The organism is Alistipes sp. ZOR0009, from assembly GCF_000798815.1.
Lineage (GTDB): Bacteria > Bacteroidota > Bacteroidia > Bacteroidales > ZOR0009 > Acetobacteroides.
This window is the reverse complement of sequence record NZ_JTLD01000016.1, coordinates 41,043-67,596: the sequence shown is the minus strand read 5'-3', so window position 1 is coordinate 67,596 and position 26,554 is coordinate 41,043. Positions and strand designations below refer to the sequence as shown.

General features: G+C 45.3%; 20 protein-coding genes and 1 riboswitch. Of the genes, 16 read left to right on the top strand and 4 right to left on the bottom strand.

Annotation, left to right across the window (positions count from 1 at the left end):
• The 3 genes from L990_RS05465 (at position 1) to L990_RS05455 (ending at position 3,672) form a co-directional block, all read left to right on the top strand.
• Positions 1–918 carry a DUF4835 family protein gene (locus L990_RS05465; protein ID WP_047446286.1) on the top strand — a complete coding sequence of 306 codons (918 nt, stop codon included), beginning with the start codon at positions 1–3 and terminating at the stop codon, positions 916–918.
• An 11-nt stretch (positions 919–929) separates the two neighbouring features.
• Positions 930–2,582: a DNA repair protein RecN gene (gene recN, locus L990_RS05460; protein ID WP_047446284.1), complete on the top strand. Its 1,653-nt coding sequence runs from the start codon at positions 930–932 to the stop codon at positions 2,580–2,582.
• A 211-nt stretch (positions 2,583–2,793) separates the two neighbouring features.
• On the top strand, positions 2,794–3,672 hold the full coding sequence (locus L990_RS05455; protein ID WP_047446283.1) for an enoyl-ACP reductase: 879 nt from the start codon (positions 2,794–2,796) through the stop codon (positions 3,670–3,672).
• A gap of 105 nt (positions 3,673–3,777) precedes the next feature.
• Here L990_RS05455 and L990_RS05450 read toward each other — a convergent pair whose 3' ends face one another.
• Together L990_RS05450 and L990_RS05445 are read right to left on the bottom strand one after the other, a co-directional pair.
• Positions 3,778–4,638 carry an RNA polymerase sigma factor RpoD/SigA gene (locus L990_RS05450; protein ID WP_047446282.1) on the bottom strand — a complete coding sequence of 287 codons (861 nt, stop codon included), beginning with the start codon at positions 4,636–4,638 and terminating at the stop codon, positions 3,778–3,780.
• Positions 4,639–4,680: 42 nt separating this feature from the next.
• Positions 4,681–6,138 (bottom strand): Do family serine endopeptidase, encoded by a 1,458-nt coding sequence (locus L990_RS05445; protein ID WP_047446281.1) that lies wholly within the window; start codon positions 6,136–6,138, stop codon positions 4,681–4,683.
• 283 nt (positions 6,139–6,421) lie between these two features.
• On the opposite strand from L990_RS05445, the gene dapF reads away from it, so the two are divergent.
• The 10 genes from dapF (at position 6,422) to L990_RS05390 (ending at position 20,009) form a co-directional block, all read left to right on the top strand.
• Positions 6,422–7,213, top strand: coding sequence for a diaminopimelate epimerase (gene dapF, locus L990_RS05440; RefSeq protein WP_047446280.1), 792 nt, complete (start codon positions 6,422–6,424; stop codon positions 7,211–7,213).
• A gap of 252 nt (positions 7,214–7,465) precedes the next feature.
• The gene (locus L990_RS05435; RefSeq protein WP_047446279.1) at positions 7,466–8,137 is read left to right on the top strand and encodes an ABC transporter ATP-binding protein; all 672 of its coding nucleotides are present in this window, start codon (positions 7,466–7,468) and stop codon (positions 8,135–8,137) included.
• A gap of 6 nt (positions 8,138–8,143) precedes the next feature.
• Positions 8,144–9,397, top strand: coding sequence for an ABC transporter permease (locus tag L990_RS05430; protein WP_047446278.1), 1,254 nt, complete (start codon positions 8,144–8,146; stop codon positions 9,395–9,397).
• Between the two features lie 21 nt (positions 9,398–9,418).
• Positions 9,419–10,687 carry an ABC transporter permease gene (locus tag L990_RS05425; protein WP_047446277.1) on the top strand — a complete coding sequence of 423 codons (1,269 nt, stop codon included), beginning with the start codon at positions 9,419–9,421 and terminating at the stop codon, positions 10,685–10,687.
• 42 nt (positions 10,688–10,729) lie between these two features.
• A complete protein-coding gene (locus L990_RS05420) occupies positions 10,730–11,842 on the top strand; it encodes an efflux RND transporter periplasmic adaptor subunit (RefSeq protein WP_047446275.1) in 1,113 nt (370 codons plus the stop codon).
• Between the two features lie 78 nt (positions 11,843–11,920).
• Positions 11,921–13,249, top strand: coding sequence for a TolC family protein (locus L990_RS05415; protein WP_047446274.1), 1,329 nt, complete (start codon positions 11,921–11,923; stop codon positions 13,247–13,249).
• Between the two features lie 1,023 nt (positions 13,250–14,272).
• Positions 14,273–14,451: riboswitch (cobalamin riboswitch) on the top strand.
• Between the two features lie 94 nt (positions 14,452–14,545).
• The gene (locus tag L990_RS05405) at positions 14,546–16,663 is read left to right on the top strand and encodes a ribonucleoside triphosphate reductase (protein ID WP_047446272.1); all 2,118 of its coding nucleotides are present in this window, start codon (positions 14,546–14,548) and stop codon (positions 16,661–16,663) included.
• Position 16,664: 1 nt separating this feature from the next.
• Complete coding sequence (locus L990_RS05400) at positions 16,665–17,300, top strand: anaerobic ribonucleoside-triphosphate reductase activating protein (RefSeq protein WP_052180761.1); 636 nt, start codon at positions 16,665–16,667, stop codon at positions 17,298–17,300.
• 321 nt (positions 17,301–17,621) lie between these two features.
• The gene (locus L990_RS05395; RefSeq protein WP_047446378.1) at positions 17,622–19,076 is read left to right on the top strand and encodes an MBOAT family O-acyltransferase; all 1,455 of its coding nucleotides are present in this window, start codon (positions 17,622–17,624) and stop codon (positions 19,074–19,076) included.
• Positions 19,077–19,088: 12 nt separating this feature from the next.
• Positions 19,089–20,009, top strand: coding sequence for a hypothetical protein (locus tag L990_RS05390; protein WP_047446271.1), 921 nt, complete (start codon positions 19,089–19,091; stop codon positions 20,007–20,009).
• A 199-nt stretch (positions 20,010–20,208) separates the two neighbouring features.
• On the opposite strand, the gene L990_RS05385 is transcribed toward L990_RS05390, so the two are convergent.
• Entirely contained in the window at positions 20,209–20,901 is a 693-nt protein-coding gene (locus L990_RS05385) for a hypothetical protein (RefSeq protein WP_047446270.1), read from the bottom strand.
• A 471-nt stretch (positions 20,902–21,372) separates the two neighbouring features.
• Between L990_RS05385 and L990_RS05380 the strand changes: the two genes are divergently transcribed.
• From L990_RS05380 to L990_RS05370, 3 genes are all read left to right on the top strand, one after another.
• Positions 21,373–21,954 carry an inclusion body family protein gene (locus L990_RS05380; protein ID WP_052180760.1) on the top strand — a complete coding sequence of 194 codons (582 nt, stop codon included), beginning with the start codon at positions 21,373–21,375 and terminating at the stop codon, positions 21,952–21,954.
• 183 nt (positions 21,955–22,137) lie between these two features.
• Positions 22,138–23,391, top strand: coding sequence for a nucleoside permease (locus L990_RS05375; RefSeq protein ID WP_047446269.1), 1,254 nt, complete (start codon positions 22,138–22,140; stop codon positions 23,389–23,391).
• A gap of 200 nt (positions 23,392–23,591) precedes the next feature.
• A complete protein-coding gene (locus L990_RS05370) occupies positions 23,592–25,433 on the top strand; it encodes a glycoside hydrolase family 13 protein (protein WP_081981604.1) in 1,842 nt (613 codons plus the stop codon).
• A gap of 140 nt (positions 25,434–25,573) precedes the next feature.
• On the opposite strand, the gene L990_RS05365 is transcribed toward L990_RS05370, so the two are convergent.
• Positions 25,574–26,278 (bottom strand): cell division ATP-binding protein FtsE, encoded by a 705-nt coding sequence (locus L990_RS05365; RefSeq protein WP_047446268.1) that lies wholly within the window; start codon positions 26,276–26,278, stop codon positions 25,574–25,576.
• Between the last annotated feature and the right edge of the window lie 276 nt (positions 26,279–26,554).

Below are 26,554 nucleotides of genomic sequence, written 5' to 3'. Positions count from 1 at the left end.
ATGAGAAAATATCTACTGACTTCCGTACTTCTAGCGGTTACCTTTTGTGCTCTAGGGCAAGATTTGCGCTGCAATATATCGGTAAATGCGGCACAAATCCAAGGGACTTATAGGCAAGCATTCCAAACGCTACAGACCGCGCTCTACGAGTTTATGAATAACCGCTCGTGGAGCAACAACGTATACTCGGTAGATGAACGTATAGAGTGTAACTTCCTTATAAATATAACGGAGCAGGTTGGCCCCAACGAGTATAAGGGAACACTTCAAGTACAGTCGCGCAGACCTATATTTGGATCATCCTACAGCACCGTGCTCTTTAACTTTAACGACAACGACGTACAATTCTCCTACCAAGAATTCGACAAGTTGGAATTTAACGAAAACAGCTACGGCTCAGCGCTAACCTCTCTCCTTGCCTACTATGCCTATGTCGTAATAGGACTCGACTATGACTCTTTTTCACCGAAAGGAGGCAACGAATATTTCAAGAAGGCTGAAAAAATTGTAAGCAACGCGCAAACAGCCTCAGAAAAAGGATGGAAGCCCTACGAATCTTCCCATAAAAACAGATACTGGCTGATTGAAAACATTCTAAACCCCAAATATTCGGCAGTTCGCAATGCGAGTTACACCTACCATCGGTTAGGCCTAGACCAAATGGCAAGTAAAATTTCGGAAGGAAGAGATGAGGTTACCAATGGGCTTCTTAGCATTCAAAAAGTTTTTAGAGATAAACCAGATCCGTACCTGTTTTTGCTTAAAATATTTTTTGATGCCAAATCGGATGAGCTTGTAAATGTTTATAGCGAAGCATATGCTTCGGAAAAGCAGCGTATTTACCAAATACTTTCTGAAATTGATCAGGCGAACGAGCCTAAATACAAAAAGATAACCGAAGAGAAAAAGAACATCTAACGGATAGTACCATGCTTCAATCGTTATCTGTAGAAAACTATGCCCTTATAGAAAAACTTGAAATAGAATTCAAGTCGGGACTTAACATTATTACTGGCGAAACAGGTGCCGGAAAATCTATCCTGCTTGGAGCGCTTGGGCTCATACTTGGACAACGAGCCGACACCTCTGCCCTAAAGGATAATGAGAAAAACTGCGTAATCGAAGGCATTTTCGACATCGAAAAAATGAATCTTAAAGCATTTTTTGAGGAAAACGACATCGATTTTGAAAAGCAAACAGCAGTTAGAAGAATTATCACCCCAAGCGGAAAGTCGCGCGCGTACATCAACGACATCCCGGTAAACCTAACAACCCTTCGGGATTTAGGTCTAAAGCTTATAGATATTCACTCTCAACATGAGACCCTGCATCTTTCGAATCATCAATTTCAGCTAAATGTTGTTGATGTAGTAGCTGGCAACTCAGACTTACTTACCAACTACCAGCAAAAATTCTCCAGCTATAAGAAGGAAGAACAAAAATTACAACAGCTTATTGATGAACAGAAAAAGAATGCGAACGATTTTGACTACTACTCATTCCAATTCCAGCAGCTGCATGATGCAAAGCTTGTAGATGGCGAACAGCAAGTTCTTGAAGAAGAAGAACGCGAGCTATCGAATGCGGAAACCATAAAATCGGAATTGCAGTTCTGTTCTGAAGCCATTTCTGAAGCAGAAGGCTCAGTTCTGACAATCCTTAAGAATTGCCATCAGTCCTTAAAAAGAATCAAAGAGGTATTCCACAGGTCGGAAGCGCTATTAGAAAGGATTGACAGTACTACTATCGAACTTAAAGATATAAGCCAAGAGATTCAGGATTTAAATGAAAAAATAGAGATGAATCCAGAACGATTGGCCACGGTAAAGGAGCGACTTGATCTAATCTATTCCCTACAGCAAAAGCACAGGGTAACCTCTATTTTTGAGCTCATAGAGCTTCGCAACAGCTTAGACAAGAAAATTTCTCAAATATCCAACTCAGAAGAACAAATTGCGGCTCAGCGCCAGCTTACAGACGAACTTCTTCTTAAATTACGCGAACAGGCCTCTTTGTTGTCCGAAAAAAGAAAAGCCGTATCCGAAAAAATTGCGGAATATATAGCAACCCAACTAGGAGAACTCGGAATGCCATTTGCAAAGTTTAAAATAGACTATTTAGAATCAGAGCTAACGAATACAGGATTTGATAAAATTGAGTTTCTCTTTTCGGCCAATAAGCAGCTTTCCTTTCAGGATGTAGCAAAAGTGGCCTCTGGCGGAGAAATGTCACGACTAATGCTTAGCATTAAGACGTTGCTTGCAAAACAAGGAGACCTTCCAACCATTATCTTTGATGAAATAGACACTGGCGTTTCGGGTGAAGTTGCTGATAAAATGGGGGGCATTATAAAAGATGTATCTCAGGATATTCAGATTATAAATATCACCCACCTTCCGCAAATTGCAAGTAAAGGAGACTACCATTTTTTCGTGTACAAAGAAAGCGACGACAACTCCACTTCGACGCAAATAAAAATGCTTTCAAAAGAAGAACGAATTACCGAAATAGCAAAAATGTTAAGCGGCCAAAACTTAACTCCTGCAGCAATTCAGAATGCCAAAGCACTTCTTAAAAGCTAAGTAGTACTTGAAATAGGACTTAAAAGATGGTTTATAGCGCTTATAAGCCATCTTTTTATTTTAATAAGTATCCATCGCTTTTTTACGATTGAACATTTCCAGCCGTTCATAGTTTAAACAACGTCCAATTTCAATTTAATCAAAGTTAATAGAAACCGCTCTGCCGCTATCGGCTTTAATATCTATATTTGTTTAACTAAATTACATACCTATGTCATACAACTTGTTAAAGGGTAAAAGAGGAATTATCTTCGGAGCCCTTAATGACAAATCAATTGCATGGAAAGTTGCCGAGAAGGCACATGAGGAGGGAGCAACATTCGTTCTAACAAACACTCCGGTAGCGCTTCGTCTTGGAGAACTTGATGAGCTAGCAGAAAGAACGAACTCCAAAGTGATTCTTGCGGATGCAACCAACGTAAAAGATTTAGAGAGGTTGATTTCAGAATCAATGGAAGCACTAGGTGGCAAGTTAGATTTTGTGCTCCACTCAATCGGAATGTCTCCAAACGTTCGCAAAGGAAGAACCTACGACGATTTAGACTACGACTATCTTCAAAAAACGTTAGATATTTCAGCAATCTCATTCCATAAGGTTATTCAAGTTTGCCGCAAGCTAGACGCCATGAATGAGTGGGGGTCGATCGTAGCCTACTCGTATGTTGCCGCGCAACGCACGCTTTATGGGTACAACGATATGGCTGATGCAAAAGCCCTACTTGAATCTATTGCCCGCAGCTTCGGGTATATCTATGGCCGCGAAAAGCACGTACGCATCAACACCATCTCCCAGTCTCCAACAATGACAACCGCAGGAGGTGGCATTATGGGTTTTGATGGATTAATGGACTTCTCAGACCGCATGTCTCCACTTGGAAATGCAACAGCAGAAGAATGTGCCGATTATACGATTGCACTGTTCTCAGATCTAACTCGCAAAGTTACCATGCAAAACCTTCTTCACGACGGAGGATTCTCGAGCATGGGTATGAGCGCCAGAGCAATGGCCATATACAACAAAAGCTTAGAAATTGAGTACAAGGATGTGAACAACAAGGCAAAAAAATGTGATTGCGGTAAAAACGAATAGGTTATTAAGTTCAATACATAAAAAAGGCATCTGTTTTAGATGCCTTTTTTTATACAATGTAAAATGCCCGCTGGAGTGGCGGGCTTCATTTTTTTTAGTAACGATTTATCCAAGAAAACTCTTAAGATGCTTACTACGGGTGCTATGACGAAGACGACGGATCGCCTTCTCTTTAATTTGTCGCACGCGCTCGCGTGTTAGTCCAAATTTCTCACCAATTTCCTCGAGAGTCATCTCGCTACATCCTATTCCAAAGAAAAGGCGAATAATATCTCTCTCTCTATCAGTAAGAGTTGCCAAAGCACGCTCAATTTCTTTTACCAACGACTCATTGATAAGGCTACGATCGGCATTTGGAGAGTCAGGGTTGATAAGAACGTCCAAAAGGCTGTTGTCTTCTCCGTCAACAAAAGGAGCATCAACAGAAACGTGACGACCTGCAACTCTTAGCGTATCAGACACTTTTTCTTTTGGAAGATCCAGCGCATCGGCCAACTCTTCTGGTGATGGAGTACGCTCATTTTCTTGCTCAAACTTTGCAAATGCCTTGTTAATCTTATTCAAAGAACCAACCTGGTTCAAAGGCAAACGTACAATACGCGATTGCTCTGCAAGAGCCTGAAGGATAGACTGACGAATCCACCAAACCGCGTAAGAAATGAATTTAAAACCACGAGTCTCATCAAATTTTTCAGCAGCCTTAATCAACCCAAGGTTTCCCTCGTTGATAAGGTCTGGTAGGCTGAGCCCCTGATTTTGGTACTGTTTTGCTACCGATACCACGAAACGAAGATTAGCACGGGTAAGCTTTTCTAGGGCTACCTGATCGCCTTTCTTGATCCGTTGCGCCAATTCAACTTCTTCCTCAACAGTGATTAGCTCTTCCTTTCCAATTTCCTGTAGGTACTTGTCTAGCGAAGCGCTCTCTCTGTTAGTGATCGATTTGGTGATCTTAAGTTGTCTCATGAAATTATAAACCTTTGTGTGTTGTGTTTTACTCGTAACAAACTACATGCCAATGCTATAAAAAGCCTGCAAACCATTTGGATAAACGCCTTCAATGGTCACTACCTGATTCTTTTTAGCAGTAGCAAACACCTCAGCGAGATTCTCAACGCTGCTAATTGCTACTCTATTTATGCGTAATATGATAAGCCCTTTTCGAATTCCCTGTGACTTTAACAATCCATCTTTAAGGTCAACTATCTGAACTCCGCCCCTCAGCCTTAGGCTATTCTTCAATTGTGGGCTAACATTGGCAAATGTGGCACCTTGGATAGAGTAGTAGCCATTTTCGGCGACCTCCATCATTCCTCCACCCGCTGTTTTACGTAAAGTCGCCTTAAATTGTTTCACTTTTCCATCACGAATTACAGAAATTTCTACATTATCTCCTGGACGATATCTGCTAACTTGCTCTTGCACCTGAGATATAGAGTTAATCTCCTCATTATTAATGGCAGTAATAATATCTCCCGCTTTCACGCCTGCATCTGCTGCTGCACCACCTTCATTAACAGCGGCAACGTAAACACCTTTAACAACTTCCTTCAGCTTAAGTTCATCGTAGGTTTCTGAGGTGATTTCGCTCATGCTAACCCCTAGAAATGCCCGCTGGATAGAACCGTACTCCATTAAATCGTAAATAACCTTTTTTACAATGCTCACAGGAACAGCAAAAGAGTAGCCATTAAAAACTCCATTTTGAGTGTATATGGCCGTATTAATGCCGACGAGTTCACCATCAGTATTCACCAAAGCGCCGCCTGAATTTCCTGGATTTACGACAGCATCCGTTTGAATGTACGATTCAATTTTAAACGGATTTCCATCTCGACGAACAGGAAAATTACGGCCCTTAGCGCTAACAATACCAGCCGTAACGGTAGAAGTTAAATTAAAAGGGTTCCCAACTGCAATAACCCACTCACCAACCCGAAGATTATCGGAATCTCCCATTTTGATGAAAGGCAAATTTTTCTCGTCAATTTTCAATAGTGCAATATCCGTATTGGGATCTGCACCAACAACTTTTGCTTGATAAGTTCTCTTGTCATTTAAAGTGACCTCTATTTTTTCGGCATCCTCTATCACGTGGTTGTTGGTAACAATATACCCATCCTTTGTTACAATTACGCCAGAGCCTGCCCCTCTAGGTGTCGGATCCTGAGATCTAGGCTCCTGCCGATATCCAAAGAAAAACTCCAATAACGGATCAGGAGCCTCCCTTTGAGAGGAATACGTTTTTACGTGAACCACGCTATGGATAGTCTGGTCGGCTGCATAGGTAAAGTTGGGGGCACCAGCACTTCCTCCACTTTGATTTGAAACATACTTCAGCGAAGGGTCGAAAAGATCTTGAGTTTTTACAAAGTTCTTTTGCATGATGCTTACAACCAAAACTGAAGAGATTGCACCACCAACTAGCGCTGCTACAAGAAACCCTAATAAATGTCTTCTTTTCATTTGTGATTGATTTTTAATTAACACTCATATTTAGATGCTGCTACTTCTGTCAAAAAGGCATCTTACAATAACATTTTGGCACAACTACAGATAGAAGCTGCAAAACCACAGCATTAGTGATATAATCAAAAGGTTTGCCAAAACAACTAGCATAATAACTAACCTGTTGCGGGAAATATTATGTGCAAGAATAACTCTAACACAGATTAACTCAAAGAAAAAGCCCTCGTCACCCTAGTTTCGGGCAAAAGGTTAACTTAGTAACATCAAAAAAGTTGAGACGATGGGAGTAAATTTTGTAAAATACCAAGGTGCAGGAAACGATTTTGTAGTTATCGACAATCGTGACGGAAAGTTTCAGCCAGCAACAGAAACCGTTGAATTCCTTTGCGACAGAAATTTTGGAGTTGGAGCAGATGGGTTAATGCTCCTCGAAAATGATGACGACCACGACTTTTTCATGCGCTACTTCAATTCGGATGGAAAAGAATCCACCATGTGCGGAAATGGAGGCCGCTGCATTTCGGTATTTGCCAAATCGCTGGGGTTAGGAAGCGGCGAAAAAGTTGTTTTCAACAGCATTGATGGCTTGCACGAGGCTCACTTCTCTGACGAAGATGGAGAGGTGCTTGTACGCCTAAAAATGATAGACGTTACCCAAATTGAAGAGCATGAAGACTACTACTTCATCAATACAGGATCGCCACACTACGTTACCTTTGTTGAAGATTTAGAAGAAATGGATGTTTACGAAGAGGGTAAGGCCATCCGAAACAGCGAAACCTTCATGCCCAACGGCACAAATGTCAACTTTGTAGAGATATTTGAAGATGAAATATTCGTTAGAACCTTTGAGCGTGGCGTTGAAGATGAAACGCTAGCTTGCGGAACGGGCTCCACTGCTGCGGCCATTGCCACCGCGCTCTTCCTCGAAAGCGACCAAAACGAATGGAACGTAGAGGTTATGGGAGGCTATCTCTCTGTGTCTTTTGAAAAGACAGAAGACAACACCTTCAAGAACGTATGGCTTACAGGACCTGCTGAAAAAGTATTCGAAGGAAGTATCAACCTATAAAAAAAGCCCGACACGTTCGGGCTTTTCTTTTACAGCAAAGAAAGCACTACCGAAATACACGCTAAGCTAACAGCCAACTACACAAAAAAGGGAGTTCGTAACCTAAAACAAATTACTTAAAACTACTATAAAATAGCCATTTAATCTTTTTTACATCCATTTTTACGGCTATCAACAAAAATCTCGTGTTTTAACTTGTAACCTTTACTGCGCACAGACGTCTTATTGGTGCTAAAATTACGGAACCAGGTTATGATAAAACTCGAAGGAATCAACAAGACATACTTCAACGGTAGTCCGTTACATGTCTTAAAAGGTATTGACTTAGATATTCACAAAGGCGATTTTGTTTCGATTATGGGAGCCTCAGGCTCTGGAAAATCTACCCTCCTCAACATTCTGGGAATACTGGATAACTACGACACGGGGGCTTACAAGCTGAACGACGTTCTAATCAGCAACCTTAGCGAAAAGAGAGCAGCGGAGTATCGCAATCAAATGATTGGGTTCATCTTTCAATCATTCAACCTTATTAACTTTAAGAATGCCATGGAGAATGTTGCTCTACCTCTTTACTACCAAAAAGTGGGAAGAAAAAAGCGCAACATCATGGCGATGGAGTATTTGGACATGCTCGGGTTGAAGGAGTGGGCGCACCATATGCCCAACGAAATGTCGGGAGGCCAAAAGCAGCGGGTAGCTATTGCACGGGCGCTTATTGCCAATCCGCAAATTGTACTTGCCGACGAACCAACCGGCGCGCTGGACAGCAAAACCTCGGAGGAGGTGATGGAAATCCTAAAAGATGTAAATCAGAAAGGGATGACCATGATTATCGTAACCCACGAAAAAGCAGTTTCTGAAAAAACAGATAAGGTCATAAGGCTCAGAGACGGCATCATAGAATCGATCACCCAAAACTAGGGCACCATGCTAGATTTATGGCAAGAGATAATGTCCACCATAAAGGCGAACAAGCTAAGGACATTTTTCACAGGCTTTGCGGTTGCATGGGGCATCTTCATGCTGATCATTCTTCTTGCATCCGGAAATGGGCTAAGCAATGGCGTAACTTCCAACTTTGCCAGCGAATCGAAGAATGCCATTTACCTATGGCCAGGAACCACCTCGATGGCTTACGGCGGCTACCAGAGCGGCAAAAGAATGAAGATGAACGAAAAAGACATCTTCCTATCAGAGAAGCAGCTTCCATACGTTGATACCATAGCCTACAAGTTTTACCCCTCGGAGAACGCCTCCTTCTCGAATGGCAACAGAACGGGAACCTACCCGCTTTTGGGAGTAACCACCAACTACGCATCGCTCGAAGGTATTGAAGTGCTACCCGGAATGGGACGCTTTATCAACCTTATGGATATTAGGGAGGAGCGAAAGGTGGTGGCCATCAACGAAAAAATAAAGGATGTGCTATTCCCAAACGAAAATCCGGTAGGAAAATTTGTCAACGTCAACAACGTAATGTATAAGATTATTGGCGTAGTAAAATACTCAACCGGCAACGACTCGCGCGAAGGATACATCCCCATTTCGACTGCTAAGGCAATTTACAACTTTGGGGAGAAAGGGTACGATGGTATCATCATATCTGCATCGAGCCTAAAAACGGCCGACGAAAACGAGGAGTACAACACAACCATCCGCAAGGGATTTGCCAGCCTCCATACCTTCAATCCCGAAGACCGAAGCGCTCTTGGAATATGGAACAACTCGCAAAACTACATTCAAACCATGGGCATATTCAACGCCATTTCCCTATTTATATGGATTGTAGGCATTGGAACCCTGATAGCGGGGATTGTAGGCGTAAGCAACATCATGCTAATTACCGTGAAGGAGCGCACCAAGGAGTTTGGCATCCGCAAGGCACTTGGAGCCACACCTGGCTCAATCATTAAGCTGATCCTCATCGAATCGGTGCTCATTACCTCCACGTTCGGATACTTCGGGATGCTCTTTGGCATTGCAATAACCGAGGCAATTAGCTTTGTGATCGACCAGCAGCCATCGGAATCGGGGAACGTTATCTTCAAAAATCCAACGGTTGACGTAGGCATTATCCTTAGCGCTCTCGGAATCCTAATTATTGCAGGACTGATTGCAGGCTACGTTCCTGCCAAAAGAGCCGTATCCGTTAAACCGATAGAAGCTCTACGAGCAGAATAATCCACCAAAAACGAAACCGCTATGTTCGATTTAGATAGATGGCAGGAGATATGGGACACCATCACCCGCAACAAGATGCGAAGCACCCTTACAGCCTTCGGCGTTTTTTGGGGGATTTTCATGCTGGTAGTGATGTACGGCTCGGGCAACGGCATGCAGAACGGTATCATGAATGGCATCAAAGGGTTTGCAACCAACTCCATATTTTACTGGGCCAACAATACCACCGAACCCTACAAGGGGTTCCGGAAAGGACGCTCGTGGAATATGAAGACCAACGACATTGAGATTATCAAAAGTAAGGTTCCCGAAGTGGAGCTGGTTTCGCCAATGCTTTTTGGCGGTAGCCGCACACCCAAGAATACCATACGCGGCGATAAGTCGGGATCGTACAACATCAAAGGGTTGAACCCCGACTACGCGAAAATTGATAAGCCAGAGATTCTATACGGGCGATTCATCAACGATATAGACATTATCCAAAAAAGGAAGGTAGTGGTACTTGGCGAAAAGGTGTACGAAGACCTCTACCGAATTGGAGAAAACCCCATAGGAACCACCGTTAAGGTAAACGGCATTTACTACACCGTAATTGGCGTAGTACGAGCACTAACCCAAATCAACATTAACGGAAGGATGAACCAAAGCGTGGTGCTACCATTCACCACCATGCAGCTGGCCTACAACTATGGCGACCAGGTGCACCTTTTGGCGGTAACCTCTAAGCCCAACATCGAGATATCCGTTGTGGAGGAGAAGATTAAGGACATTCTAAAAAAGGAGCACAGCATAGCCCCCACCGATCCCGATGCGGTATCTGGCATCAACCTCGAGCGCCAGTTTAAGATGTTTGCCAACCTCTTTTTAGGCATTAAGGTGCTAATTATCATTGTAGGCTTTGGGACCTTGTTTGCAGGCGTTGTTGGCGTAAGCAACATCATGATGGTAACCATACGCGAGCGAACCCAAGAAATTGGCATACGCCGCGCCCTTGGAGCAACTCCGCTCAACATCCTAAGCCAAATAATGCTCGAGAGCACCGTGCTTACCCTCATTGCGGGTATTGGAGGGTTAAGTTTTGGGGTATTTGTCATGAATATTGTCGATACGCTTATTTCGGCACAACCCGCAGACCCCAACGACCCGGCATTTTTTGTAAACCCACAGGTTAGTCTCGACCTGGCCATTGTGGCAATGGTGGTGCTGGTAGGCGCAGGCTTGCTAGCAGGACTGGTGCCAGCCCGAAAGGCCCTTCAAATAAAGGCCATCGACGCACTGCGAGACGAATAGCGTTTGTAAACCGAAAAAGAAACAAGTAAAAATTTAAATACAATGAAAAAAGTAAAGCGCATCCTTTTCATAGCATTCATAGCTATTCTGCTAGTTGCTACGTTTGTATTCCTTTGGAAGAAGGCCAACCCAGCCAAAGATCGATTCGAAATAGTATCGCCTAAAATTGGGAAAATAGAGCGCAAAACCATTGCAACCGGGAAGATAGAACCCCGCAACGAGGTGCTCATCAAGCCACAGATATCGGGTATCATCACCGAAATATACAAGCATGCTGGCGAGAAGATTACCGCTGGCGAAGTGATTGCCAAGGTAAAAGTTATCCCCGAAATGGTGCAGATTAACCAAGCCGAGAGCCGCGTAAACCAGGCCGACATCACCCTAGACCAAGCGCAGGACGACTACAACCGCGTAAATAAGCTATACAACTCGGGAGTGGTATCTAAGGAAGACTTCCTGAAATCGCAGTTTAGCCTAAAGAAGGCCAAGGAGGACAAGGAAAATGCCATCGACGCGCTGAACATCATTCGCGAAGGTATCTCCAAGAAGTCGGCCAGCTACAGCACCACCCAGATTCGTGCAACCGTATCGGGAACCATCCTAGACGTGCCGGTAAAGGTTGGAAACTCGGTAATCCAATCCAACAACTTTAACGAGGGAACCACCATTGCCAGCATCGCCAACCTGCGCGACATGATTTTTAAGGGCAAGATAGACGAGACCGAGGTGGGTAAAATAAGGGAGAACATGCCCCTTACCATCACCATGGGCGCATTACAGGATAAAAAGTTTGAGGCCAACCTCGAGTACATCTCGCCTAAAGGCGTAGAGGAAAATGGAGCCATCCTATTCGAGATTAAGGCAGCCACCAAAATCCCCGAAAACATCTACGTTCGTGCAGGCTACAGCGCCAACGCCGAAATTGTGCTCGACAAGCGCGACAGGGTGCTCAACATCCCCGAAAGCGTGGTAGAATTTGTGAAGGATACCGCCTACGTAAACCTTCTAAAGAAGGATGGCAAGGAGCAGGAGTTTAGCCGCAAGGCCGTAAAGCTGGGGCTATCGGATGGTATCAACATAGAGGTGGTATCGGGATTAACCGCAAAGGATAAGCTGAAGGGAGCCCTTATTAAGAAGGACGATAAGAAGAAGTAAGCCTGCACCCGCGCGGTAGAGGTAGCAGCACTACCGATACCGTGCAGCGGGCATCTAACCCTACTAAAAAGATATCAGATGAAACTAAAAATAGCAGCGCTGATGCTGGCCCTGGTAGCGGCTGGCACCACCCAAGCACAGGAGCAGTGGAGCCTTAGCAAATGCATAGACCACGCCAAGAAGCAAAACATAGATGTGCAGCGCCGTACCAACGACATGCGAACGGCCGAGGTGCAGGCGAACACGGCTAAGAACAGCCGTCTGCCCAACCTAGGAGCCAACCTCAACCAGAATTTTTCGTTTGGTAGGTCGATTGGGGCAAACAACACCTACCTCAACCAGAATACCGCCACCACCACCTTTGGGATTAGCGCCAACGCCCCCATTTACCAGGGCAGCTACATCAACAGCCGCGTAAAGTACACCGAGTGGTCGCTTAAGGCTGCCATGGAGGATATCAACCAAATGGGCGACGACATTACCATACAGGTAACCCTAGCCTACCTCCAGGTGCTATACAACAAGGAGCTGGTAAAGGTAGCCGAGGAGAATGTGGCCCAAGGCAAGCTGCAGGTACAAAAAACCGTGGAGCTGGTAGCCGGAGGACGCCTCCCCCGCTCGGAGGAGTTTGAGAGTAAGGCGCAGCTGGCCAAGGAGGAGTACTCGCTCACCAAGGCGCATAGCGACCTAAAGGTAGCCCAGCTAACCCTGGCACAGCTGCTGGAGCTCCCCTCCATCGAAAGTTTTGACGTGGAGACACCCAATGCCGAGGCCATTGCAATTAACGGAGATGGCGTAGCCGCCCTCTCGTCGGGCAATGTGGAGCAAGCCTACGCCATTCGCCCAGCCGTAAAGGCCGCCGAGTACCGCATACAAGCATCCGAAGAGTACATCAGGATGGCCAAAGCGGCCTACTACCCCTCGCTAAGCGCGGTGGCATCGTACGGCAACAACTACTACAACGTGTTTAACACCAGCAACACCTCGTTTGCCACGCAAATCAAGAACCAAGGGCAAAAGGTGGTTGGGCTGCAGCTAAACATCCCCATATTTAACCGATTCGAAAGCCGCAACAACGTAAACCTAGCCCGCATAGAGCAGGATCAGCAGAAGCTGGCCCTGGTTAACGCCAAGAAGACGCTCTTTAAGGATATGCAGCAGGCCTACTACAACGCGCTCTCGGCTAAAGAAAACTTTACCTCGGCCAAGCAGGCGCTGGAAGCCTCAACCGTAGCCTTCCAGTACGCGCAGGAGAAGTTCAACGCAGGTAAATCGACCTCGTTTGAGATGAACGAAACCAAGAAGCGCCTGGCCACCTCGCAATCGGAGCTGGCGCAGGCTCGCTACGAGTTCATTTTCCGAACCAAGCTGCTAGACTACTACCACGGTACGCCAATTACGCTTTAGAAGATAGCTACAGATAGAACAGAGCCTGCTGAGACGACCTAAACAGCTCAGCATTTATCCAACACTGCCAATGATGGAAGCCGCACATTAGCCCTGCTGATGTGCGGCTTTTTTATGCTGTCCATTACCGAAGACGCATGCAATGCGCCACTTCAATCCGCAGGGACGCCACCTTCCGGGATCGACGAATTGCCCTAGAATACCCTAAAGAAGAAGTACCGTACTAAAGGAACCGCATTACCGGAGACGCATACAATGCGTCTCTACGGCTTTTCGGGATAAAAAAAGAGAGTCCCCCACCCGTTCGGTTGGCTTACTTCTACAGAAGTGAGATGACGGAGCCGTACGGTTGGCTTACTTCTACAGAAGTGAGGTGACGGAGCCGTACGTTCAGCTCACTTCTACAGGAAAAATGATCACGTAGTGCTACGGGATGGCAAATCCTACAAGAAAAATGATCACGGACTAGTACGGGATGACAAATCCTACAAGAAAAACGATCACGGACCACTACGGGAAGGCAAATCCTACAGGAAAAACGATCACGGAGCACTACGGGAGGGCAAATCCTACAAGAAAAATGATCACGGAGCACTACGGGAGGGCAAATCCTACAGGAAAAACGATCACGGAGCCGTTGGCGACCATTTTTCCTACAGAAGTGAGCAGACCGAACGCATTAGTCATGCCAACTTGTCAGTAAAAGAATGGGCGCCACCCGGAGGGTAACGGCAGGAGCATCGGGTGGCATCTCGGTTGCGGGCTACGGCATCCCCAAAACTATCCATCCACACCAAAAGCCACGGGCAAACAGGCTGCCAAAAGGGACGAGCAGCTGTGGCCTAGGCGGGCGACATCAACCCACAAATCCCGCCATACCACCTGCCGAATAGCGCGATTACAAAAATTATCAACAGGATAACGCACGACATAGCAGGCAAATACGAAATCGCACAGAACCGTAACGGCCAATTGTTCATAACTTCCAACCAGTAGGGGTGGCGCGGAGGGGACCTTATTGCCTACCTTTACTTAGTATTTGGTTCCATCTATGGATTAATAGGGAATTTGGTGAAAATCCAAGACTATCCCCGTAGCTGTAAGCTCCATCATACTCGTTGGCATGCACCACTGTTCGGACGAATGGGAAGGTACCAATAGAGGAGCGAGTCAGAAGACCTGCCAGATACCAAACATTCGTAGCTTTCGGGTGAAAGGCGATAGAATACTTGCACTTCCAAGTACTTTTTATTTTCCCGCGAGTTACCATTTATCCACTTTCAAAAAAATGTAAGTATGAATGGTGATCTACTCTTTACGACCATTGTAAAGCGCAATGGCGAGCAGGTTCCTTTTAAAGCAAGTAAGATTGAGAATGCCATCCTTAAGGCGATGGGCTCCTCGGGCAAGGTTAACCCCAAGCACGCGTACAACCTCAGCCAAAGCGCCATCCGCCTGCTGGTGGAGGTGTGCGAGAAGGAGACTCCCCACGTGGAGCAGGTGCAGGATTGCATCGAGAAAACGCTGTTTGTGCATGGCGAGTTCGACCTGCTGAAGGCCTTTATGCTCTACCGTAAGAAGCACGAGGAGCTGCGCAGCACCAAGGAGCTGCTTACCAACATCGAGGTGATGGACGGGTACCTCAACCTCCAGGACTGGAGAATCAAGGAGAGCGCCAACTCGGGCTACTCGCTGCAGGGGCTCAACCAGCACATCTCTACGGTTATCACCTCGCAGTACTGGCTCAACAAGCTTTACCCCGAGAGCGTATCGGGCGCGCACAAGCAGGGCTACATGCACATCCACGATTTGGGGTTCCTGAGCGTATACTGCGTGGGCTGGGACCTGAAGGATCTGCTGCTAACTGGATTTAGAGGCGTTACCGGAAAGGCGCAGAGCAAGCCGGCAAAGCACTTCAGAACGGCCCTAGGGCAGGTGGTAAACTTCTTCTACACCATGCAGGGCGAGGCCGCCGGCGCGCAGGCCTTCTCCAACTTCGACACGCTGCTGGCGCCCTTCATCCGTTTCGACGAGCTCGACTACGCGCAGGTGAAGCAGGCCCTACAGGAGTTTCTCTTTAACCTCAACGTGCCTACGCGGGTAGGATTCCAAACCCCATTTACCAACATAACGATGGATTTGGTGGTGCCCGAATTCCTGAAGGACGAGGCCGTTGCCTACGCTGGCGAGCTGCAGCAGTGCGTGTATGGCGACTTTCAGCACGAGGTAACCATGCTTAACAAGGCATTTGCCGAGGTGATGAGCGAGGGCGATGCCGCGGGCAGCCTCTTCTCGTTCCCCATACCTACCTACAACATCACCCCCGACTTTGACTGGAACAACAGCGAGTACGAGGGCATCTGGGAGATGACCGCCAAGTACGGTATCCCCTACTTCTCCAACTTCGTAAACTCTGACATGAAGCCCGACGACGTGCGCAGCATGTGCTGCCGCCTTCGCCTCGACAAGCGGGAGCTTAACCGCCGTGGTGGCGGGCTGTTTGCCGCCAATCCGCTTACCGGCTCGGTGGGCGTGGTGACGCTAAACCTTCCGCGCATCGGCTACGAGTCGAAAACCGAGGAGGAGTTTTTCGACCGCCTAGAGTACTACATGACCTTGGCCAAGGAGAGCCTCGAAATAAAGAGAAAGGTGATTGAACGCCATACCGAGAATGGGCTTTACCCCTACTCGAAGTACTACCTGCGCCACATACACCAACGGTTTGGCTGCTACTGGAGCAACCACTTCTCCACCATCGGCATCAACGGGATGAACGAATGCTGCCTGAACTTCCTCGGAAAAGGGATTGCGCATCCCGATGGGCTAGCCTTCTCCAAGCAGGTAATGCACTTTATGAGGCTCATGCTAGAGCAGTTTCAGGAGCAAACAGGCAGCATCTACAACCTAGAGGCAACCCCTGCCGAGAGTACCGCCTACCGTTTCGCCAAGATGGACGTCAACCTGCATCCCGAAATACTGGTGGCCAACCATAAGCAGCAGCAGCAAGGCGCAGAACCCTACTATACCAACTCTACCCAGCTGCCTGTAGGCTACAGCTCGGATATGTTCGAGGTGCTTAACCATCAGGACGAGCTGCAAACGCTGTACACCGGCGGTACCGTACTGCACCTATTTACCGGAGATAGCGGTATGACGGCTGCAGCGGCCAAAAATCTGGTAAGGAAAATCACCAGCGGCTACCGGCTGCCCTACATCACCATCTCTCCCACCTTTAGCATCTGCCCCTCGCATGGCTACCTCCAAGGCGAGCATTTCGAGTGCCCCACATGCGGAAGCAAGAGCGAGGTGTACAGCCGAATTGTGGGCTACATGCGCCCTGTAAGCGAGTGGAACCTGGGCAAGCAGCAGGAGTTTGCCGACAGAAAGCTTTTTGAAACCACCACAGCGAGCTAGCATGGAGGCCATCAGAATTGGAGGGCTACAAAAGGAGAGCCTGATAGACTGGGAAGGGAAGCTCACCGCGGTAGTTTTTACCCAAGGCTGCAACTTCCGATGTGGCTACTGCCACAACCCCTCGCTGGTAATACCTAAGCTGATTAGGCAAGCACAACGCATCGCCTACACCGAGGTAATGAGCTACCTAGCCAGCCGTAAAAGCTGGCTAGATGGTGTAGTCGTAACCGGCGGCGAACCGACAATGCACGCAGGTCTTCGGCAATTTATTGTGGAGATCAAGCAGCTGGGGTTCCCCGTAAAGCTCGATACCAACGGCACCAACCCAGCGCTACTGGAGTCGCTTATAAACGATGGGTTGGTGGACTATGTTGCCATGGACGTAAAGTCGGTGCCGCAGCACAACCGCTACCAGCAGATTACACCGATAAACGAAGATGTGTTTCGGAATGTGCTACGCTCCATAACGGTACTAAAACAGAACAGGGTGCCCTACGAATTTAGAACGACTCAAATCCCCAAGCTCCACAGCGAGGAGGATATGGCAGAGATCAAAGCATTCTTAGAAGGGAAGGCCCCCTACAAAATACAGCATTTTAGGGAGGCCGACGTAGTAGCCAACTATGCCGCCAGCTAGCAGCACGACCACAGCCTAAAAAGATAAAATCGACCTTAAGGCATCGTAGAGCCCATGTAGCAGAAAAAAGCAGCAGCTTGTTCGTTGTACTTTTAAAACAAGGAGAGAGGAGCATTCGCTACAGATGCCCCTCTCTCTCATTATAGGCTAATGCAATACGCCAAAAATGAGTTTTCATCAGCTGAAAAATATCTCAAAAAATCTACTACTTTTGCCCCGCAAAATTTATCAGAAAACCATTCCTACAACTATTTAATTTACCTGCGGCATAAGCTTCCGCAAAAAACTAAAACAAGAAACAACCAGAAACTAGAATGTTTTATGCTCTTTAATTCGCTTCATTTCCTGCTCTTTTTCATCATTGTTACATCGCTATACTTTGCCCTACCCCATAATAGGAGATGGCTACTGCTGCTCATCAGCAGCTGCTACTTTTACATGGCCTTTGTCCCAATCTACATTATTATACTGGGTGGCACCATAGTGATAGACTACTTTGCAGGTATCTTTATAGAGAAGAGTAAAGGGAAACGGCGCAAGCTATTCTTAGTTGCCAGCCTTGTAGCCAATATTGGCGTACTGGCGGTGTTTAAGTACTACAACTTTATCAACGAGAACCTCTCCTTTCTGCTTCATGGCTTTGGAGCATCGAACCCCATCCCCTACCTATCCATACTACTACCCGTAGGGCTGTCGTTCCACACCTTCCAAGCTATGAGCTACACCATCGAGGTTTACAGAGGGCATCAAAAAGCCGAACGACATTTTGGGATCTACTCGCTGTACGTTATGTTCTATCCGCAGCTGGTTGCTGGCCCCATCGAGCGTCCCCAAAATATGCTCCATCAGTTTAGAGAAAAGTACGACTTCGACTACGATAGGGTAATGAGCGGCCTACGCCTAATGGCTTGGGGTTTGTTCAAAAAAGTGGTTATTGCAGATAGGCTTGCCATTGCGGTAGACACCGTATTTAACAACCCCGAACAGCATAATAGCTTAAGCCTTATCATAGCCACCGTCTTCTTTACCTTCCAAATTTTCTGCGACTTCTCGGGATATTCGGACATGGCCTTAGGGGCTGCGCGTATCATGGGCTTTAAGTTAATGACCAACTTCGACAAGCCGTACCAATCTAAAAGCGTGCACGAATTTTGGAAGCGCTGGCACATCTCCCTATCCACCTGGTTTAAGGATTACCTCTACATCACGCTAGGAGGAAACCGCGTGACGGTTCCTCGCTGGTATCTTAACCTGTTCATCGTATTTCTGGTAAGCGGACTATGGCATGGAGCAAACTGGACTTTCGTAATTTGGGGAGCGCTACATGGCTTTTACCTTGTTTTTGGTCTAATAACCCAAAAGTACAGAGACCGCTTTAACCAGCTGCTACGCATAGATAAGGTTCCTATCATATCTACCATTAGCACCTTTGTCCTAGTAGCCTTTGCTTGGATATTTTTTAGAGCCAACAGCGTCGACTCCGCGTTCTATATCGTAAAGCACATATTTACGGGCATTCCAGATGTGGTGCACCAGCTGATAAACAACCAACCTGTACTCGAAAGCATGGGGTTAAAGAAGAACGACTTTGCGCTATCCATACTGCTCATTATTTTCCTCGAAACGGTACACTACGTGCAAAGCAAAAAAAGCCTTTCGGATATTTTTGTTCAAAAACCGGCATACGTTAGATGGGCTGTTTACTATGGTGTAATCCTCGCAATCATCTTCCTAGGCGTTTTTGAGAATCGCCAATTTATCTACTTCCAATTCTAACGACCTACTAGAATGCAAAAGTTTCTTTTAAGATCGCTATACTTCCTACTGCCGCTAGTAATCTTTTTTTCGTACATGGAGTATAGCCTAGGCCGAATAAACAACAGCTATACCTACAAAAAAGAATGTCTGGAAAAGCAGATGAAGTCGATTGAGGTTCTGGTCTTGGGATCGTCGCAGGCCACCTACGGGATTAATCCCGACTACTTCGACCTAAAAGGCTTTAACCTTAGCAACATTAGCCAAACCCTTTTCTACGATACCCGGTTAACTCTCTCGCATGTTGACAAAATGCCGAAACTGAAGTACGTCGTAATTACCCTATCCTACTTTTCGTTGGGAACCCAAATGCATGATGGAATAGAGAGCTGGAGAGACTACTACTACTCCCAATTTTGGGATATCTCTTACCCTGAACTCGATCAGGTTGACATCAAAAGATACAGCAAACTTTTTCTGTACACTCCACAGATGTCGCTTAAGTACCTTGAAAATGGATTTCAAACCAACCTTGTCGATGGATTTAAATCCAATGGTTTCGTTGGGCTTACATCGGCCAATCCCAATACAAGAATAAGCGACAGCCTAGGACGTAAAAGGGCTGAATTTCATACGCAAAGCTACAAGGTAAAGCGGTTTAACGAGAACGTAAGAGACTTAGAGCGTCTTATAAGCCAACTCCAGAAAAGGAATATAACACCTATAATTATAACGCCTCCTGTCCTCCCCACCTACTATAGGCACATAGATAGCACCATCGTGAAGAAAAATAGTCAGGCGGAAGCCTACATTACCGGCAAGCATCACTGCCGCTACTTCAGCTACTTTACCGACCCTCGGTTTGCACTACCAGATTTTTACGACAACGACCACCTGAATTCGTCGGGTGCCGAAAAATTCAGCAAAATCCTAAACCGAGAGATATTTAAGTAATCCTTCATGCTTTAATAAAAAAGGGAGGTTGCTCACGCAGCCTCCCCTCACACTATACACTTCGAAAACAGCATTACAAGCAATGCTCCGATGCCACCATGGCGCCTTGTACACTACCAGCAAAAAATAGCGCTACGGTAGAGCACCAAAGCAAAGCTGCTCTACTTAACTTAACTTATGTTGATTGGAAATATGTCGGCTATTCGGACTTAAGCATAGCCCGCTGCTGAGAGCGAACCTCATTTATGGCATGAGCCATGGTGTACACCTCCCGCCTCTGAGGATCGGCATTCCGAAACACCAGCTTCCCATACTTATTGATAAAAGAAACTTGAGACTGAAGCTGTGATATCTTTTCTTGGTTAGACGCAAAGAGTTCCTTTTGCTGAGCAACTAAGCCATCCAGCTCCTTACTTATCGAAAGCAGCTGCTTCCGCAAATCGTCCAACTCCTCGATAAGCAAATTATTAAACCCAACGCTTTCTAACTTCAGCATGTTCTTCCGAATGGCCATAAAAGTGGCCTCTAATCCAGAATACACCCCTTTAATATTTTCTTTACGTACCTCGCGACGCACCTCGTAAATTCTGAATTGTCCGCGCGGAACAACCAGCCTATTCTTGTACAGCAGGCACATGTCGTCGATGGCAGTTAGCTTCGTTCTAATCTCATGAAGCGTTGAATGGTATTTTTTCTTGAGTTCAAAAATCTTAAGGCTAAGCTCTGGTGGGTTAACCTGAGGTCGAAGTTCTTCTATAGACTGGTTGAACTTCGCAACGTAATCGTTGGTAAACGAGCTTGAGAATGCCCTAAAATGGCTAATATCGCTTTGTAAATGCTTAGAGGCCAATTCCGCAACAGGAATTACCTCGCTGTTTCTTAATTTGGTCATGATGAAAAAATTTAGTTAGAAATATTGCTGGCTGATGAGCAAACGAATATGGCCCTGTGGGCCAAAGCCATCCTTGGCCAAAGCGAGATTTGTTCTTAACGTTTTCATAAAATTGAGTTTTTAAAATTTATCTAAAAGCCGAGGCTATACGGCTAGCCCCCCCGCTACACAATACTGTAGCACGATTTTGAACAAAGTTAGCCCTTATATCCTGATAAAAAAAAGCGTAGTCTTAATCTATATAAAAAGGACAACGCCTTCTTAATCGACCGCTGAATACGTGCGCTTTGTGAATTACTACTTACTGCAAGCTAATGTTTACTTCCTACATTGACATTACGAATAAGGTCCCATAAATTTGATCATCATGATACTAACAGCTGCAGCGAGGGTTTAGCCCCATTCCCCAAAAAACGAGGTGGCAGAAGCCGAAAAGCCAAAGAGTAGGCATTTATTGGATGTAGTATACACATGGGACAAAACAATCAAACAGGCACTCAAGAGGTGCTAGATCAAGTCGTATTAAATAGCTCGTTAAACACTGTATTTATCAACATGATAATAGATACAGATTCCATTATCAATGACAAAAAGACTCCAAGTCAAGATCCTAACAATCCTACATGGATAGAGCACAACTACGCCTACATGGTTGCCACAAGAAGCCAAACCGTTGTTGGATCTGGTACTGGGGATCTTGAAATTAAGGCACAAGTTGGAGAACCTATTCATTGGAGCGCCGTTTCAGAGTCCAACAACTTTGACAATAGCGTAATTCTTTACAAAATTAAGTACCTAAATGGCGATCATGTCTTTGATGACGATTACGTAAGAAATATTATTGACACCAAAATGTCTGCTATGCCAACTCCTAAAACGTTTGTTCCTGCAACATATACCAATCAGTCGTTCTGGAGTACCGAAGCAAGAATAGACAATCCTGGTCATGAAGCTTACAGCTGCCACTTTGGCCTTTACAAGAGAGATGGAGACGGCAACCAATCCTTATACGGATACTTTGCATGGGATCCTTCAATCACCGTAAAGAACTAATCCTTTCACGAACAGCATACCTAAGAGCCTCACGTATAGAGGCTCTTTTTTTATTTTGTAATGATCTACACATTTCAAATAATTATTTACATAAATTTTTTCGCCACCCCATTGTCGAGAACTTTTTCTTACTAATTTTAGCACCCCTTTACAGTTTTTACGATCATTAAGAAATCAATCTATATGGGAATAAAAAATCGTTTGACGGTAATGAGCTTTCTCCAATTCTTTGTTTGGGGTGCATGGCTAATTACCATTGCAAACTACTGGTTTGCTACAAAGCAGTGGAGTGGTTCTGAATTTGGCGCCATATTCTCCACCATGGGAATATCTTCGATATTTATGCCAGCCCTAATAGGTATTATTGCCGACCGCTGGATAAATGCCGAAAAGCTTTACGGGGTAGTGCATCTGCTGAGCGGAATGTTCATATTCGGCTTAACCCTTACTGGTAATCCGGAGAGTTTTTTTCTGGTGATGCTTTTTGCGATGTTTTTCTACATGCCAACCATTGCCCTATCCAACTCTATTGCCTACAATGCGCTTAAAAGCAACGGTTACGATGTAGTTAAATCGTTCCCTCCCATTCGAGTTTGGGGTACTATTGGTTTTATAGTCGCTATGTGGGTGGTTAACCTATCAGGCAGCAAGGCTACAGAAATGCAGTTCTACATTTCGGCAGCAGCCTCGGTGGTTCTATTCCTCTTTTCGTTTACGCTCCCCAAATGTCCTCCTCAGCCCAATAAGATGAGCAGCAAATCGTGGGTAGAAACGTTTGGACTCAATGCGTTTAAGCTATTTGCCAACTATAAAATGGCGCTATTCTTCATCTTCTCCATGTTTTTGGGAGCAGCGCTACAGCTAACCAACGCCTACGGAGATACGTTCCTCGACGATTTTAGGCACATCGAAAAATATGCCGACTCGTTTGTGGTTAAGTACTCCACCATCATCATGTCTATCTCGCAAATATCCGAAACGCTATTCATCCTTGCTATCCCCTTCTTCCTAAAAAGATTTGGAATCAAGAACGTAATGCTAATAAGCATGCTAGCTTGGGTTCTCCGGTTTGGCCTATTTGCTTACGGTGACCCACAGGCTAATCTCTGGATGATCATCCTTTCATGTATTGTATACGGTATGGCGTTCGATTTCTTCAACATTTCCGGTTCGCTATTCGTAGAAACAACCACCGACGCCTCTATCCGATCAAGCGCACAGGGGCTATTTATGATGATGACCAACGGCTTTGGCGCCATATTTGGTAGCCTCACCAGCGGATATCTAATCGACAAATATTTTACCCACGATGGGGTGAAAGATTGGCACCATATTTGGCTAACATTTGCGATCTACTCGCTAACAATTGCCATTCTATTCGCATTATTCTTCAAGCACAAGCATAACCCAGAAGAGCAGCTTAGCGCAGCTCACTAGGATTATCATAATAGCTTATACAAACGGATGGTTTCTTTGAAGCCATCCGTTTTTGCTAATAGCGCATTATATACCTCCAAAATAGCTTTACACAACAGTTCCCCTTACGTTTATACCATATCCTATACAACCCATTTCTCAGTTGCACTGTTATACCTATACTTGTAGAAGTTTACAGCATAAGCCAAACTATAATAGTGATGAAAAAGGCATATCTTTCATTTTCGGCTCTTCTGGTAATGCTTGCACAGGCAACCTCTGCGCAGCAACCTGCAGCCACCAAGGAATTTGTACCACAATGGGCAAAAAGTGCCGTATGGTACCAAATATTCCCCGAACGCTTTCGCAACGGAGATACATCAAACGACCCAACCCTAAACGATATTAAGGGAGCAGATCCTTCAGAGCTACCATCCCACTGGCAGGTTCACCCTTGGGGTAGCGATTGGTACGAGCAACAACCCTACGAGAAGGCAAACAGCGAGCCTGAACTCTGGAAGCACATCCTACGTCGTCGTTATGGAGGCGACTTGCAAGGCGTTATCGATAAGCTAAACTACATAAAGGATATGGGATTCAACGCTATCTACCTCAATCCTATCTTTGCTTCTCCGTCTCATCATAAATACGATGGTGCGTCCTACCACCATATTGATCCGAACTTTGGCCCTGACCCAGAGGGTGACCGTAAGCTTATAGCCACAGAAAATCCGCTTAACCCTGCAACCTGGGTGTGGACTAAGGCTGATGAGCTCACGCTTAAGCTAATTAAGGAGGCTCACAAACGGGGGATTCGCATCATATTCGATGGCGTTTTCAACCATCTTGGAGCAAATAGTTTTGCGTTTCAAGATTTAAAGAAAAACCAAGAAAAATCGCCCTACAAAGACTGGTTTACCGTAAAATCGTTTGACGACAGCACCAAAGGAACAAAGTTCGACTATGTTGGTTGGTTTGGCGTGAAGTCGTTACCAGAACTTAGAGAAGACGAAAATGGCCTTGTAAAAGGTCCAAGAGACTACGTATTTGCAGCAACCCATCGCTGGATGAATCCAAAAAATCAAGGAATTGAAAACGGGATAGATGGCTGGAGGCTAGATGTAGCTTACTGCGTTGCTCATCCGTTTTGGAAGGAATGGAGAAAGGAAGTTCGCGCGATCAACCCTCAAGCCTACCTCACGGCCGAAATCGTAGATACGCCTGAAAAAGTAAAACCTTACATGCAAGGCGATGAGTTTGATGGAGAAATGAACTACAACTTTGCATTCACCTGCTCAGAATTCTTCTTCAACCCCGATTCTATGCGCATCAACGCTACCCAGTTCGATGCAAAACTAAAACAGATGCGAGAGATGTACCCACAAGGCGTAGCCTACGTCACCCAAAACCTCTTTGGTAGCCACGACGCCAATCGTATTGGATCGCATATAGTAAACAGGGGCGTTGGACAATTCCGCGACTGGGGAACCTACTTTGGCAAATCTCAAGCAGCTCAAAATCCAAAATACAGCACCCGCAAACCAACCTCGAACGATTTAGCGCTACAAAAACTATTCGTGATAATGCAAATGACATATGTTGGTGCTCCGATGGTTTACTACGGCGACGAAATCGGGATGTGGGGAGGTAACGACCCCGATTGCCGTAAACCAATGATTTGGCCAGACATAAAATACGCAAACGAAGTATACGGAGTAGATGGAAGCACACACACACCTGACAAGGTGGAGATAAATAAGGATTTGCAAACACATTATAAAAAAATGATTGCTATCCGTAACTCCAATCCAGAGCTGCAGCTCGGCACATACAAAACGCTAATAGCCGACAATAAGAAAGATATTTTTGCTTTCGAACGCATCTACAAGGGCAAGAGAACCATTGTAATACTCAACAACTCCTCTAAAAAACAAAGCATCAACATCAAGTTAGGAGGAAATAAAGCAAAAGATTTGCTAAACGAAAAAACATACACCTCTAAAAACGGAGCCTTAGATCTAAAAATCAACAGCAAATGGGGCGCCGTACTAAAAGTTAACTAACCTCTAGCTAGACCTAAATAAAAAGCCATCGGCAACAATGCTGATGGCTTTTTTTATTTTCAGTAAAATTGGTCTGATCTTCAAAATGCAAAAAAAATGGCTCCCACACAGAGAACCATTTAAATTTTATAATGAAAGAACTACTGCTCCAATGCAGCAAGCTCATTTTCGCAGTTAATATCCTTGATGGCATCCTCCTCACAACGAATAATGCGAGATGGAAACTTCCGCAGAAGCGTATAGTTGTGGGTTGCCACAATTACGGTGCACCCCGTAATGCTAATCTCCAGTAGCAGTTTCATTATCTCTTCCGAAGTTTTCGGATCAAGGTTTCCAGTAGGCTCATCGGCCAAAAGCACCTCCGGCTCATTTAATAGCGCGCGAGCAATTACAATACGCTGCTGCTCGCCGCCCGAAAGCTGAAATGGATACTTGTAGTCCTTATACTGCATCCCCACCTTTTCGAGCACATCATTAATGCGCTTTTCGATGTCGTACTTTTGCTTCCAACCCGTAGACTTAAGCACAAACTCCAAGTTTTGACGAACAGTACGATCGTTTAGCAGCTGAAAATCCTGAAAAACAATCCCCATTTTTCGACGAAGCTTCGGAACATCCTTACTTTTTATTCGGCGCAAATCGAAGTCGCATACAGTAGCCTCACCCTCTTTGAGCTTTAATTCGGCCGTAAGCGTTTTTATCAAACTCGATTTTCCGCTGCCCACCTTACCTACAAGGTACACCAGCTGCCCCTTTTCCACCTCAAAATTTACGTTACCAAGTACCTTGTGGCTACCCTGATAAATGGTAGCATCCTTTATTTCAATGATTGTGTTAAGAGCCATGTTTATCAATTTTTCATAAATCGGATGCCAAAATCAAATTTAAAGCACATCGAATTAACCGTTTGAAATATAGTACAGTTAAGGATTACAGAGGTAAAAACAACCGTTCAGCACTCCTTTTCTATTCATCCTCCAAAAATAGCAAATGTTTTAGTTCACATTCATTTACAAAATAAAAAATAAATAAATGGATTTAGGAGATATGAAACATAAAAATATGCTAGATGCTCGAAGTTAGGTTAAAACTTCCTATTTTTAGGCTGAATCTATTTTCAA